A 13,648-nucleotide genomic window follows, 5' to 3' on the forward strand; every position below is an offset into this window, starting at 1 on the left:
TGGGCCAATCAACACCCGTCTGCAGGCTTCAGTAAACCCAGACCTCCACCCGGCGATTCTTGATCCGCCCCTCATCCACGGTGTTGGCCGCTACCGGCATCTCGGCGCCAAAGCCGCGAATATCGCGCAACACCACGCCACTCTTGACCAACTCCCGGCGCACTGCCATCGCCCGCAGCTTGGACAGCAGGTCGGCGCGCTGCGGGTCATCCTTGGCATCACCAAACCCCACCAGCGTGACCCGTTTGTCCCGTTTGTCGTGGCTGCCTATATAAGCCACCACCCGCGCCAGATCCTGGCGTGCCTTGTTGTCCAGGCTGGCACTGCCTTCTTCGAAGCGAAAGTTCACGCTCAGGCGCTGCGCCTCGCGGGCGATGGCCTGGTAGGCCTCGGGCATCGGTGCCCGAGGCTGCACGGTGATGGCCTGGACCTGTTGGGCGATAAAGCCATTGGCGGCCACGATGGCCTGGCCCTGGGCGCTTTGGGCAAAGTCCACCAGGGCCTCGGCCCAGGGGTTGCTGTTATTGGGCGGCAGGTAGAAAAACAAGCGGCGCGACAGCGGATAGTCCTCGGTGGCGATCAGGCTGCTCTGCGGCAACATGGCTTGGGAGTCACCGTCAATGATGGCTGCGGCCTTGGCCTGGCGCACGTAGGGCAGACCGATAAAGCCGATGCCTTGCGGGTCGTGGCTGACCGCATCGGACAATTGTTCGCTGGACTCAAAGCGCTTGGCGGTGCTGTCGAGGGTTTTGCCGCGACGGCTGAGCACCAGTTCCTTGAAGGTGTCGAAGGTGCCGGATTGATCATCGCGGGCATACAGCCGGATCTTCCCGCCGCTGCCGCCCAAGGCTTCCCAGGTGCTGATTTCGCCGCTGAAAATCCTCGCCAGTTGGTCGGTGGTCAGCATCTGCAGTGGGTTGCTTGGATGCAGGATGATCGCCAGGCCATCGATGGCAATCACCTGTTCGGCGCCGGGGCTTTTCAGGTCGCCCAGGGGTTCAAGCTCGACCAGCTCGCGGTCCTTGACCGGGCGCGACGCGGCGGCCAGGTCGGCTTCGGCATTTTTCAGCGCGGCGAAGCCGGTGCTGGTGCCGTGGGCGGCGATTTCCACCAGCACTCGCTTGCCCTGGGGGCTGGTGCCGACGAGGCGCTGTTCGTTGGGGCGGCTGGCCGGTTCACGGTGCACGGCCTTCAGGCCCTGTTGCTCCATCAGGCCCTTGACCAACGCCGGGCCCAGCGCCGCGCCAATGGTATTGGAACCCTGGATGCGCAAGGCCGGACCATGTTCGGGAAAGGGTAGGGGCGTTGCAAGCGCCGCAAGAGGAAAAGCGCCGCAGAGGGCCAGCAGGTACAGAACGCGCAGCATCATGCCGCCACCTTCTCAAGCCAAAGGAAGTGCGGGCAGATTAAGTCAGTAAGGTTGCCAAAATATGACTGAGACCCAGCCTATCCAAATGTGGGAGCTGGCAAGCCAGCTCCCACATTTTATGGTGTCGGCGCAAAGATCAGCTCAGTTCCAGCCAGATCGGCGCATGGTCCGATGGTTTTTCCAGGCCGCGCAGCTCGTAGTCCACACCCGCGTCCTTGACCCGTGGCAGCAGGCCATTGGAGGCCATGATCAGGTCGATGCGCAGGCCCCGCTTGGGTTCATCTTCAAAACCGCGGCTGCGGTAATCGAACCAACTGAAGCGATCGGCCACATCCGGGTTCAGGTGCCGGAAGCTGTCCGTCAGGCCCCAGTTCTTCAGGCGCGCCATCCATTCGCGCTCTTCCGGCAGGAAGCTGCATTTGCCGGTCTTCAGCCAGCGCTTGGCGTTGTCGGCACCGATGCCGATGTCGCAGTCCTCGGGGGAGATGTTCACGTCGCCCATCACCACCAGCGCCTGGTCATTGCTGAACTGGGTTTGCAGCAGGTTTTGCAGGTCTTCGTAGAAGCGCTGCTTGGCCGGGAACTTGGTTGGGTGGTCGCGGCTTTCACCCTGTGGGAAATAGCCGTTCATGATGGTGATCGGGTTGCCGTGTTCATCGGCAAAGGTGCCCCAGATAAAGCGGCGCTGGGCATCTTCTTCGTCGCTGGCAAAGCCCTTGTGCAGGGCCAGTGGTTCCTGGCGCGAGAGCAGGGCGACACCGTAGTGGCCTTTCTGCCCGTGGTAGTACACGTGGTAACCCAGGGCCTGGACTTCGGCCAGCGGGAACTGGTCGTCGTGGACCTTGGTTTCCTGCAGGCCGATCACGTCCGGTTGATGTTTGTCGATCAGGGCCGCCAGCTGATGAGGCCGGGCGCGCAGCCCGTTGATATTGAAGGAGACGATTTTCATGGTCGGCAGTCCAGTCTGGCAAAAGGGCGATGCTAGCCGACAAGTCGGACGGGGGCCAGCGTGGCGGTAGGACAGATGCACTGCTAATGTCTCTCAAGGAGCCGATGGCAGGGAACGACTCAGTTGCCCCGGGCTCGTAACAATAAGAGCGCGGCCTTTTGAGTTGCGCCCAGGGGAGATACACCGGATGCCTGATACCTCGACCGCCATTGCCCAGGTTCATATGCTCGACCGCGGCTATTCGCGCGAAGCGCGTTCGCTGCTGTACCACGCCTATCGCCATGAGCCGACCTTCGCCTATCTGTTCGAAGCCGAACGCTCCGGTTATGAGCAGCGGGTCAGGGCCACCGTGCGCGAGCTGGTCAAGCAGCATTTTCTCCAGGAACTGCCGGCGATCGGCCTGCTGGTCAATGACCGGCTGATCGGCATCGCCCTGATTGCCCCGCCACAACGGCGCCTGGGCATCACGGAAAGCTGGGCCTGGCAATTGCGCATGTGTCTGAGCACCGGTGTGCGCTGCACCCGGCGTTACCTCGAATATCATCAGGCGGTGTTGGCTTGCCTGCCGTCAGAGTCGGTGCATGTGTTGCCGCTGCTGGGGATCCACCCGCAATTCCAGGGCAGGCACTACGGTGAGCAACTGCTGGAAGCCGTGCATAACTGGTGCGCGCAGGACCCGCATTCACAAGGGGTGGTGCTGGACACTGGCAATCCGCTTTACCTGGAGTTCTACAAGCGCCAGGGCTATGACGAAGTCGGAGAGGTGGCTGTAGGACCCATCCTGGAGCATGTGTTTTTTCACCCGAATCCCCAGGTGTTACAACCTGCAACGCCTTAACACAGAATTATTCAGACAATTCCCGGTTCTAAGGTGCTCCCCAGCTCGTGTAGCATCCGCGCCTATGAAGTTTTCAAATAGATTTACCAGCGGCTTGATTCTGCTGTTCACAAGCTGCGGCGCCCTGGCGCAAAGCGAGTTGGACGTGCGGGTCAAACCTTCAAACGATGCGCTGAAGGCCAATATCGAAGGCTATATCGGCGGGGTTGGCGAGCGTGACGAGGAGGCCTTGCTGCGCTTTAGCCGCGGTGCCGAGGAGCAGGCGCGCAAGGCCGCCCAGGCACTGGGCTATTATCAGCCGCAGATTGCCAGCGAGGTGAAGCCCGGCAAGAACCCGCGCCTGATCCTCAGTATCGACCCCGGCGAGCCCGTGCATTTGCGTAATGTCACGATTCGGGTGGACGGCCCGGCGGCCGAGCTCAAATCCTTTCGCGTACCTGACAGCCAAGACCTCAAGTCCGGCGCCGTGCTCAACCATGGCCATTACGAAGACGCCAAGCGCCTGATCCAGAACCAGGCCTCGCGCTTCGGCTATTTCAGTGGCCGCTTCACGCGTCAGACCCTGTCCGTCGACCCCCAGGCGGGCGTGGCCGATATCGAACTGGTCTACGACAGCGGCCCGCGCTACACCCTCGGCAAGGTCAACTTTGCTGGCGATACCCCGTTTGATGAAGAACTGTTGCAGCGCATGGTGCCGTTCCAAAGTGGCACCCCCTACGATTCCGAATTGATTGCCGAGCTGAACCAGGCCCTGCAATCGAGTGGCTATTTCGAGGGTGTGCGGGTGGATGCCGCCCCGGCCGCGGCGGCCAATGATGTGATCCCGGTGGCGGTCCAGCTGGAAACCCGCAAACCGCGAACCATGGGCCTGGGCCTGGGTTTTTCCACCGACGTCGGCCCGCGTGGCAAGGCCAATTGGACGCGGCACTGGGTCAACCCCCAAGGGCACAGCTATGGCTGGGAGGCCGAATTGTCGGCGCCCCGGCAGAACGTCGGCCTGTGGTACGACATTCCCCTCGATCCGCCGCTGACTGACAAGCTGCGTTTTGCCGGTGGCTACCAGAACGAAGAAATGGCCAACACCGACACCCTCAGCAAGTTGCTCACCCTCGGCCCGGAATGGCACAGCAAGTTGCCCAGCGGTTGGACACGGGTGATCTCGCTCAAATGGCAGCGCGAAGAATATCGCCTGGGGGACGACTCCGGCTTGAGCAATCTGCTGATGCCCGGAATCAGCTATTCCTACCTGCGCAGCGACAACCGCATCGACCCCCATAACGGCTATCGCCTGCAGTTCGATACCAAGGTGGCCAAGGAAGGGCTGGGTTCGGACACCAACTTGCTGTACGGCACGGCGATGATCAAGGGTTTGACCACGGTGTGGGACAAGCACCGCTTCCTCGGCCGTGCGCAGTTTGGCGGCAGCGCCACCAATGGCTACAAGTCGGTGCCGCCGTCCTTGCGCTTTTTTGCAGGTGGCGACCAGAGCGTGCGTGGCTACGAGTACCAGACCCTGTCCCCGGAAAACAACAAGGGCGACCGCATCGGTGGCCGCTACATGGTGGCCTTGAGCGCCGAGTATCAATATTCCATCGCCGAAAAATGGCGGATCGCGACCTTTGTCGACCAGGGCAACTCCTTTAACAGCCTGGAATTGCCGAGCCTGAAAACCGGGGTCGGGGTCGGCGTGCGCTGGGTGTCGCCGGTCGGCCCGATTCGCCTTGACCTGGCCCATGCCCTGGAAGATCCGGGCGGCATTCGTTTGCACTTTTCCATGGGGCCTGAGCTGTGAAGCGTGGTTTGAAAATAGCGGGTCTGAGTGTGGTGGCGGTTGCAGCCCTGGTGCCGCTGGCTGTCTGGAGCGTACTGGGTACGCAAGTCGGCAGTCGCTGGGCCCTCGGCCAAGTCCCGGGGTTGACCGTGGATAACTTCCAGGGCCGCCTGGGCGGGCAATGGAGCGCCGACCAGGTGCTGTGGCAACAAGACAGCAGCCGCGTGGAGCTCAACGCGCCGAAGTTCGATTGGTCACCGGCGTGCCTGTTGCGAATGACCTTGTGCATCCGGCAACTGGATGTGGAGCAGGTCAGCCTGCAATTGCCACCCAGCACCGAAGACAGCAGCGGCCCGATTACCCTGCCGGACTTGAACCTGCCCGTGGCCATCGAACTGGGCGACGTGCGCGTCGGCAGTCTGTTGTTCAACGGCAGCGAAGAACTCCAGGGCCTGCAACTGGCCGCGCACTGGACGGCCGCGGGGATGCAGATCGACGCGGTGCACCTGCAACGCGACGGCCTGGTGCTGGACCTCAACGGCGTGCTGCAACCCAGCGGTGACTGGCCGCTGACGGCGAGCGGTAACCTGAGCCTGCCCTACGCCCCGGGCGGCGCGCCGTGGGCGGTGGCGCTGAACGTCACCGGTGATTTGCTCAAGACCCTCAAGCTCGACGCCGACAGCACGGGCTACCTGCCCGCCAAACTCAGCGGCGAACTGCAACCCCTGGTTGAGAACCTGCCCGCGCAGTTGCGCATCACCGCCGATGGTTTCAAACCCGCCGCCGACCTGCCGGACACCTTGCAACTCAACCAACTTGACCTGACTGCCAAGGGCGACCTGGGCACGGGCTATCAGCTGCTGGGCAAGGCTGTATTACCCGCAGAAAAAGGCCCGGTTGACCTGTTGCTGCAAGGCCGGGTCGATGCCAAGGGCGCGCAGATCGCCGGCCTGGACCTGAACGCCGGGGACAAGCAAAGCCTCAAGCTCAGTGCCCAGCTGGATTGGCAGCAGGGTTTGAGCGCAGACGCAAAAATCGACTGGCTGGACTTCCCCTGGCATCGCCTGTATCCGCTGATTGACGAGCCGCAAGTGGTGTTGCGCACCTTCAACGGCGAAGTCTCCTACAAGGACGGCAACTACCTGGGCAATCTCAAGGCCGACCTCGACGGCCCGGCCGGCAAGTTCAGCCTGGTCACGCCGTTCAGCGGCGACCTCAAGCAAGTGTTCCTGCCCGAGCTGAAATTGACCGCTGGCCAGGGCAAGGCCGAAGGCCACCTGAACCTGCAATTTGCCGAGGGCATCGCCTGGGACACGGCGCTGGACCTGTCGGCCCTGAACCCGGCGTACTGGGTCGCAGAGCTGCCGGGCACCCTGGCTGGGCCGCTGCGCAGCAAAGGTGAGTTGAAGAACGAACAACTCAAGCTCAACGCCGACCTCGACCTCAAGGGCCGCCTGCGCGGCCAGCCTGCGGTGCTGGCGGCCAAGGCCGAAGGCGCGGGCGAGCAATGGACCCTGGCCAACCTGGATATCCGCCTGGGTGACAACCGCATCAATGGCAGTGGCAGCCTGCAACAACGCCTGGCCGGGCAGATCGACATCAAGCTCGCACGCCTGGCCCAGCTGTGGCCGCAGTTGCGTGGACAGGTCAACGGTCGGCTCGATGTGGCCGGTACGTTGAACGCACCCCAGGGCAAGCTCGACCTCAAGGGCCAGCAACTGGTATTTGAAGAAAACCGCCTGCAAGCCCTCAGCCTGGACGCGACGCTCGATAGCGCACAGCGGGCGAAGATCGACCTCAAGGGCAGCGGCATCCAGGCCGGTGACACCCAGCTCGGTACCCTGGCCGCCAGTGCTCAGGGCGATATCAAAAGCCAGAAAGTCCAACTGGAGCTGATGGGCCCCCTGGTCAAGCTGGCCCTGGCCCTGGACGGCAATCTTGACAAGGGTAACTGGCGCGGGCGCCTGGCCAGTGGCGATGTGCAGGCCGGTGGCCAGGACTGGAAACTGCAGGCCCCGGCAAAAATCGAGCGCATGGCCGACGGCAAGCTGACGTTCGCCGCCCACTGCTGGGTCTCCGGGCCCGCCAGCCTGTGTGGCGAAGACCAGCGGCTGATGCCTGATCCCAAGCTGCGTTACCACCTCAAGCAGTTCCCCATCGACAGCCTGGCGCAATGGCTGCCCAAGGATTTTGCCTGGCAGGGCAAGCTCAACGCCGATATCCAACTCGACCTGCCGGCCAGCGGCCCCAAAGGCCTGATCGCGGTGGATGCCAGTGGCGGCACGCTGCGGGTCAAGGACAAGGACCAATGGCTGGATTTCCCCTACGACACCCTCAAGCTGGAAACCACGCTCAACCCCACGCGCATCGATACCCAGCTGAATTTTCGCGGTGGCAAGCTGGGTGAGTTGCTGTTACAGGCGCAGATCAACCCGGTGGCGAAAAACAAGCCGATCTCCGGCAACTTCAGCCTCACCGGCCTGGACCTGGCGGTCGCGCGGCCGTTTGTGCCGATGGTGGAAAAACTCAATGGCAAGCTCAATGGCAGCGGGCGTATCTCCGGCGGGTTGTTGGCGCCGCAGGTCAACGGCAGCATCAACCTGATCGCCGGCGAGATTTCCGGGCCCGAACTGCCCATCAGCCTTGAAGGCCTGAACGTGCAGGCGTTGATCGCCGGCGAAAGCGTGCAGCTCAACGGCGGCTGGCGCAGTGGCAAGGCCGGGCAGGGCAGCCTCAAGGGGCAGATCGACTGGGGGCGGGCGCTGGTCGTTGACCTCAGCCTGCAAGGTTCCCAGTTGCCGGTGACCGTCGAACCCTACGCCAAGCTGGAAGTGGCGCCCGACCTGAAGATCACCCTCAAGGACAACAAGTTGGCAATTGCCGGCAATGTGCACATCCCGCGCGGCGATATCACCGTGCGCGAACTGCCGCCGTCCACGGTCAAGGTTTCGGATGACACAGTGATCGTTGGCAGCCAGACCGAAGAGGGCAAGCCGCCGATGGCCATGGCCATGGATATCAACGTGGTGGTGGGCGAGGACCAGCTCAACTTTGCCGGCTTCGGCCTGACCGCCAAGGTCCAGGGCCGGGTGCACATCGGCGACAACCTGGACACCCGTGGCGAACTCTGGCTCAACGACGGCCGTTACCGCGCCTACGGCCAGAGGCTGGATGTACGGCGTGCGCGCCTGCTGTTCGCCGGGCCGCTCGACCAGCCGTACCTGGATATCGAAGCCATCCGCAAGACAGACGACGTAATCGCCGGTATCCGCCTGAGCGGCAGTGCCGAGCAACCGACCACGCAAATCTTTTCGGAACCGGCCATGAGCCAGGAGCAGGCGTTGTCCTACCTGGTGCTGGGCCGCCCGTTGAGCACTACTGGCGAAGATAACAACATGCTGGCGCAAGCGGCGCTGGGCCTGGGGTTGATGGGCAGTGCCGGGGTGACCTCGGACATTGCCAAGAACCTGGGGATCCAGGACTTTGAACTGGACACCCAGGGCAGTGGCAACAACACCGCCGTGGTGGCCAGCGGCAAGATCACCGAGAAACTCAGCCTGCGTTACGGGGTCGGGGTATTCGAACCGGCCAGTACCATCGCCTTGCGTTACCTGCTGAGCAAGCGGGTGTACCTGGAAGTGGCCAGCGGCGTAGCCAGCTCCCTGGATATCTTCTACAAACGGGATTTCTGACGTTTAGCCCACACCAACCTGTAGGAGCTGGCAAGCCAGCTCCTACAGTTGTGTCGTGGGGTATACCAAGCAACCTAACTATTTGTTTGACATTCGCTGCCTAGGCAGTAATATTTGGTCACATATTCACTGCCTAGGCAGTAATAAGGTGACTTTCGATGAAACACTTCACCCCGGAAAACTTCCACAACTGCCATCTCGGCCTGTTGCTGGGGCGCGCCGCGATTCTCAAAGACCGCATCATCGACACCCATATGGAACCCCACGGCATCACTGCCGCGCAGTTCAAGGTGTTGATCATCATGGCCCAGTTCGGCGTCGATACCCCGGCGGAGCTATGCCGCAACCTTTCCCTGGATAGCGGCTCGATGACCCGCATGCTCGATCGCCTGGAGCAAAAAGACCTGCTGGCGCGCAAGCGTTCCGAACAGGACCGGCGCCAGGTGCAACTGGTGCTGACCGCAGAAGGCCAGCGCCTGGCGGACATGTTGCCGCAGATCGGCGCCCAGGCCCTCAACCAGCTGGCTGGGGTGCTGGAGCCGGGGGAGTTGCAGACCCTGGAATACATCCTGAAGAAAATCCTGATCGCCGCCGGTGACCCCATCACGCTGCAGCGGGTCGGGACTCAATGAACACGCCAGTCACGCGCGCTGAATAACGCAAGGTACTTGTCATGGCTACTGCCCAAGCAAACAACACCGCTCAAACCCAACCCGACGACAGCAACCCGCGCAAACGCAAAATCATGTTGCTGGGCCTGGCGCTGGTCGTCGTGCTCTGCGTCGTGGGCGTCTGGGGCTGGTACGAACTGTATGGCCGCTGGAGCGAAAGCACCGACGATGCCTACGTCAACGGCAACGTGGTGGAAATCACCCCGTTGGTCACCGGCACTGTGGTCAGCATTGGCGCCGACGATGGCGACCTGGTCCACGAAGGCCAGGTGCTGATCAACTTCGACCCCAACGACGCAGCCGTCGGCCTGCAAAGTGCCCAGGCCAACCTGGCGCGCACGGTACGCCAGGTGCGCGGCCTGTACAGCAATGTGGATGGCATGAAAGCCCAGGTACAGGCGCAAAAAGCCCAAGTGCAGACCGCCCAGGACAACTTCAACCGCCGCCGAATCCTCGCACAGGGTGGCGCGATTTCCCTGGAAGAACTGTCCCATGCCCGCGACGCCCTGAGCGCGGCGAGCAACTCATTGGCCAACCTGCAACAGCAACTCAATACCTCCACCGCGTTGGTGGATGACACGGTGATTTCCTCCCATCCGGATGTACAGGCCGCTGCCGCGCAACTGCGCCAGGCCTACCTGGCCAATGCGCGCAGCACCCTGATCGCACCGGTTACCGGCTACGTCGCCAAGCGCACCGTGCAACTGGGGCAGCGGGTCGAGCCGGGTACCGCATTGATGGCGGTGATTCCCCTGGACCAACTGTGGATCGACGCCAACTTCAAGGAAACCCAACTGCGCCAGATGCGCATTGGCCAGCCGGTGGATATCGAGGCCGATCTCTACGGCAGCGACGTGAAGTACAGCGGCACCGTCGACAGCCTTGGCGCCGGTACCGGCAGCGCCTTTGCCTTGCTGCCGGCGCAGAACGCAACCGGCAACTGGATCAAGATCGTGCAGCGGGTGCCGGTGCGCATTCACATCAATGCCCAGGAGTTGGCCGAGCACCCATTGCGGGTGGGGCTGTCGACTCAGGTGCAAGTCAACCTGCATGACCAGAGCGGCCCGGTGCTGGCACAACAACCGCCGCAAAAAGCCTCGTTCAGCACCACTGTGTATGACCGCCAGTTGGCCGAGGCCGACGCGATGATCACCCAGTTGATCCATGACAACAGTGTGGCCGCGCCGAAGGCTGCGCAACGCTGATGAGCAATAACGCCTCCTTCACGCCGCCCAGCTTGCTGATGGCCACCATTGGCCTGTCCCTGGCGACCTTTATGCAGGTGCTCGACACCACCATCGCCAACGTGGCGCTGCCGACCATCTCCGGCAACCTGGGGGTGAGTTCGGAGCAGGGCACCTGGGTCATCACCTCATTTGCCGTGAGCAATGCTATTGCGCTGCCGTTGACCGGCTGGTTGAGCCGGCGCTTTGGCGAGGTGAAGCTGTTTTTGTGGGCCACCATTTTGTTTGTGCTGGCCTCGTTCCTGTGTGGTATCTCCACCTCGATGCCCGAGCTGATTGGCTTCCGGGTCCTGCAGGGCTTGGTCGCGGGGCCGTTGTACCCGATGACCCAGACCCTGTTGATCGCGGTCTATCCGCCTGCCAGGCGGGGCATGGCCCTGGCATTGCTGGCGATGGTCACGGTGGTCGCTCCAATTGCAGGCCCGATTCTTGGCGGTTGGATCACCGACAGCTACAGCTGGCCGTGGATCTTCTTTATCAACGTGCCCATCGGGATTTTTGCGGTGATGGTGGTGCGTGCGCAGCTCAAGAAGCGGCCGGTGGTCACCAGCCATCAGCCGATGGATTATGTTGGCCTGTTGAGCCTGATCGTCGGGGTCGGTGCCTTGCAGATCATCCTCGACAAGGGCAATGACCTGGACTGGTTCGAGTCCAATTTCATCATCATCGGCGCGGCCATCTCGGTGATCGCCCTGGCGGTGTTCGTGATCTGGGAAATGACCGACAAACACCCGGTGGTCAACCTGCGCCTGTTTGCCCACCGCAACTTCCGCATCGGCACCATCGTGCTGGTGCTGGGCTACGCCGGGTTCTTTGGTATCAACCTGATCCTGCCGCAATGGCTACAGACGCAGATGGGCTACACCGCCACCTGGGCCGGGCTGGCCGTGGCGCCGATCGGTATCCTGCCGGTGCTGATGTCGCCCTTTGTCGGCAAGTACGCACACAAGTTCGACTTGCGGCTGCTGGCCGGCCTGGCGTTCCTGGCGATTGGCCTGAGCTGCTTTATGCGCGCCGGCTTCACCAATGAAGTGGACTTCCAGCACATCGCCCTGGTGCAACTGTTCATGGGCATCGGCGTGGCGCTGTTCTTCATGCCGACCTTGAGCATCCTGATGTCCGACCTGCCGCCGCACCAGATCGCCGACGGCGCAGGCCTGGCGACCTTCCTGCGGACCCTGGGTGGCAGCTTTGCGGCATCGTTGACCACCTGGATCTGGATTCGCCGGGCTGACCAGCATCATGCCTACATGAGCGAGAGCATGAGTGTGTACGACTCGGCCACCCGCGATGCCCTGAACACCCTGGGCGGTGCGGGTCACAAGGCCTATGCGCAACTGGACCAGGTCCTCACCAGCCAGGCATATATGATGTCTACCGTGGACTACTTCACCTTGCTGGGGTGGATGTTCATGGGCTTGATCCTGCTGGTGTGGCTGGCCAAGCCGCCGTTTACCGCAAAGGCGGGGCCGGCGGCGTCAGGGCACTGATCTTGAATTGCAATGCAGTAACTGTAGGAGCTGGCTTGCCTGCGATGGCATCACCTCGGTGTGACTGATGTACCGAGGTGCCTGCATCGCAGGCAAGCCAGCTCCTACATATTGATCGGTGTTGTGTCTGGGTTATGCGCCAGGCAACGCCAATTGCGGATTGACGAAGTCAAACGCCGCCAGCTGGAAACCTTGCTCATCCACCTGCAACGCCCAACCCTGCTTGTCCCAATCCCCCAGCACAATGCGTTTGGCCGCCTGCTCGCCAATCTGCAATTTGTGAATGGCCGGGCGGTGGGTGTGGCCGTGGACCAGGGTGCGCACGCCATGGGCCTGCATTACCCGTGGCACTTCCTCGGGCGTTACATCGACAATATCGTTGGCCTTCATGCGCGTCTGCGCGCGGCTTTCACTGCGTAGCTTGCGCGCCAGCTTATGGCGGGTGCGCAAGGGCAGGTGGCGCAGGATAAACAGCACAAGGGGGTTACGCAGGATGCGCCGCAGCTTCATATAGCCGAGGTCGCGGGTACACAGGCTGTCGCCGTGCATCAACAGCACGGGCTCGCCATACATCTGCACGACGCTGGGGTCCTTGAGCAAGGTCGCGCCTGCTGCTTTGCAGAATGCCTTGCCGATCAGGAAATCGCGGTTGCCGTGCATCAGGAATATTTGGGTGCCGCTGTCGCTCAGCTCACGTAGAGCCGCGCATATCGAACGCTGGAACGGGGTCATGCCATCGTCGCCAATCCAGGCTTCGAAAAAGTCCCCCAGGATGTACAACGCTTGCGCGCCACGGGCGCGGCCGTGGAGTAAATCCAGAAACGCCCGGGTAATGTCCGGGCGCTCCTCTTCCAGATGCAAATCTGAAATCAGCAATATCACGCAATGATCTCGGCTTTCTCGATGATCACGTCTTCTGCTGGTACGTCCTGGTGGCCGGACTTCATGGTGGTGGAAACACCCTTGATCTTGTCCACGACGTCGGTGCCTTCGGTGACTTTACCGAATACCGCGTAACCCCAACCCTGTACGGTCTTGGCGCTGTGGTTCAGGAAGCTGTTGTCGGCCACGTTGATGAAGAACTGCGCGGAGGCCGAATGCGGCTCCATGGTACGGGCCATGGCGACGGTGTACTTGTCGTTGGAAAGACCGTTGTCCGCTTCGTTCTGGATGCTTGGACGCTTGTCTTTCTTTTCTTTCATGCCTGGCTCGAAACCGCCGCCCTGGATCATGAAGTTGCCGATGACACGGTGGAAAACAGTGTTTTCGTAGTGGCCGGCTTTAACGTATTCGATGAAGTTGGCGACGGTGGTCGGCGCTTTCTCGGCGTTCAGCTCGATGACGATGTCACCGTGGTTGGTGGTCAGTTTGACTTGAGTCATGTTCATTACTCTTTTCAGGGAATTCGTGGGTTCGGCCGCCTGGGCACCTTACCGGGTTGGCTAAATTGCGGCCAAGGCGCGCAGTTTAGCGTGCCCTGCAGGAATTTCGAGGTGGTTTTTCACCGCCCATGCAATAAATGCAGCAGTTTTTGGCCATGCCCTGTCAGGTGCTTGACAGCATCGGCTATGATAAGCCCTTTGTTTGTCTGGCCCGACCCGGCCACGTACCTGTCTGTTCAAGG

The 13,648-nt window shown here is 61.8% G+C and carries 10 protein-coding genes; 6 read left to right on the forward strand and 4 right to left on the reverse strand.

Features of this window, described 5'->3' with window-relative positions; all coding sequences use genetic code 11:
* Positions 1 to 28 precede the first annotated feature (28 nt).
* Together ACSSVH_RS10075 and xthA are read right to left on the reverse strand one after the other, a co-directional pair.
* A complete protein-coding gene (locus ACSSVH_RS10075; RefSeq protein WP_492634438.1) occupies positions 29 to 1,369 on the reverse strand; it encodes a substrate-binding domain-containing protein in 1,341 nt (446 codons plus the stop codon).
* A gap of 136 nt (positions 1,370 to 1,505) precedes the next feature.
* On the reverse strand, positions 1,506 to 2,318 hold the full coding sequence (xthA, locus tag ACSSVH_RS10080) for an exodeoxyribonuclease III (RefSeq protein WP_169954366.1): 813 nt from the start codon (positions 2,316 to 2,318) through the stop codon (positions 1,506 to 1,508).
* A 187-nt stretch (positions 2,319 to 2,505) separates the two neighbouring features.
* Between xthA and ACSSVH_RS10085 the strand changes: the two genes are divergently transcribed.
* From ACSSVH_RS10085 to ACSSVH_RS10110, 6 genes are all read left to right on the forward strand, one after another.
* The gene (locus ACSSVH_RS10085; protein WP_492634439.1) at positions 2,506 to 3,156 is read left to right on the forward strand and encodes a GNAT family N-acetyltransferase; all 651 of its coding nucleotides are present in this window, start codon (positions 2,506 to 2,508) and stop codon (positions 3,154 to 3,156) included.
* Between the two features lie 64 nt (positions 3,157 to 3,220).
* Positions 3,221 to 4,948 carry an autotransporter assembly complex protein TamA gene (locus ACSSVH_RS10090; protein ID WP_169954364.1) on the forward strand — a complete coding sequence of 576 codons (1,728 nt, stop codon included), beginning with the start codon at positions 3,221 to 3,223 and terminating at the stop codon, positions 4,946 to 4,948.
* Entirely contained in the window at positions 4,945 to 8,619 is a 3,675-nt protein-coding gene (locus ACSSVH_RS10095) for a translocation/assembly module TamB domain-containing protein (RefSeq protein WP_492634440.1), read from the forward strand. The genes ACSSVH_RS10090 and ACSSVH_RS10095 overlap by 4 nt, the downstream gene beginning before the upstream one ends.
* A gap of 158 nt (positions 8,620 to 8,777) precedes the next feature.
* Positions 8,778 to 9,251, forward strand: a complete 474-nt coding sequence (locus ACSSVH_RS10100) for a MarR family winged helix-turn-helix transcriptional regulator (protein ID WP_169954362.1) — start codon at positions 8,778 to 8,780, stop codon at positions 9,249 to 9,251.
* 41 nt (positions 9,252 to 9,292) lie between these two features.
* Positions 9,293 to 10,495: an HlyD family secretion protein gene (locus ACSSVH_RS10105; RefSeq protein WP_170043112.1), complete on the forward strand. Its 1,203-nt coding sequence runs from the start codon at positions 9,293 to 9,295 to the stop codon at positions 10,493 to 10,495.
* Entirely contained in the window at positions 10,495 to 12,024 is a 1,530-nt protein-coding gene (locus tag ACSSVH_RS10110; protein WP_169954360.1) for a DHA2 family efflux MFS transporter permease subunit, read from the forward strand. The genes ACSSVH_RS10105 and ACSSVH_RS10110 overlap by 1 nt, the downstream gene beginning before the upstream one ends.
* 132 nt (positions 12,025 to 12,156) lie before the next feature.
* Here ACSSVH_RS10110 and lpxH read toward each other — a convergent pair whose 3' ends face one another.
* Positions 12,157 to 12,906, reverse strand: coding sequence for a UDP-2,3-diacylglucosamine diphosphatase (gene lpxH, locus ACSSVH_RS10115; protein ID WP_169954359.1), 750 nt, complete (start codon positions 12,904 to 12,906; stop codon positions 12,157 to 12,159).
* Entirely contained in the window at positions 12,903 to 13,406 is a 504-nt protein-coding gene (locus ACSSVH_RS10120) for a peptidylprolyl isomerase (RefSeq protein ID WP_169954358.1), read from the reverse strand. The genes lpxH and ACSSVH_RS10120 overlap by 4 nt, the downstream gene beginning before the upstream one ends.
* Between the last annotated feature and the right edge of the window lie 242 nt (positions 13,407 to 13,648).

It is taken from the genome of Pseudomonas sp. HC1(2025), assembly GCF_058742075.1.

Bases quoted from the DNA above. Each gene is read 5' to 3' on its own strand.
- ACSSVH_RS10075 (WP_492634438.1), bottom strand. From the start codon at position 1,369: ATGATGCTGCGCGTTCTGTACCTGCTGGCCCTCTGCGGCGCTTTTCCT.
- xthA (WP_169954366.1), bottom strand. From the start codon at position 2,318: ATGAAAATCGTCTCCTTCAATATCAACGGGCTGCGCGCCCGGCCTCAT.
- ACSSVH_RS10085 (WP_492634439.1), top strand. From the start codon at position 2,506: ATGCCTGATACCTCGACCGCCATTGCCCAGGTTCATATGCTCGACCGC.
- ACSSVH_RS10090 (WP_169954364.1), top strand. From the start codon at position 3,221: ATGAAGTTTTCAAATAGATTTACCAGCGGCTTGATTCTGCTGTTCACA.
- ACSSVH_RS10100 (WP_169954362.1), top strand. From the start codon at position 8,778: ATGAAACACTTCACCCCGGAAAACTTCCACAACTGCCATCTCGGCCTG.
- ACSSVH_RS10105 (WP_170043112.1), top strand. From the start codon at position 9,293: ATGGCTACTGCCCAAGCAAACAACACCGCTCAAACCCAACCCGACGAC.
- ACSSVH_RS10110 (WP_169954360.1), top strand. From the start codon at position 10,495: ATGAGCAATAACGCCTCCTTCACGCCGCCCAGCTTGCTGATGGCCACC.
- ACSSVH_RS10120 (WP_169954358.1), bottom strand. From the start codon at position 13,406: ATGACTCAAGTCAAACTGACCACCAACCACGGTGACATCGTCATCGAG.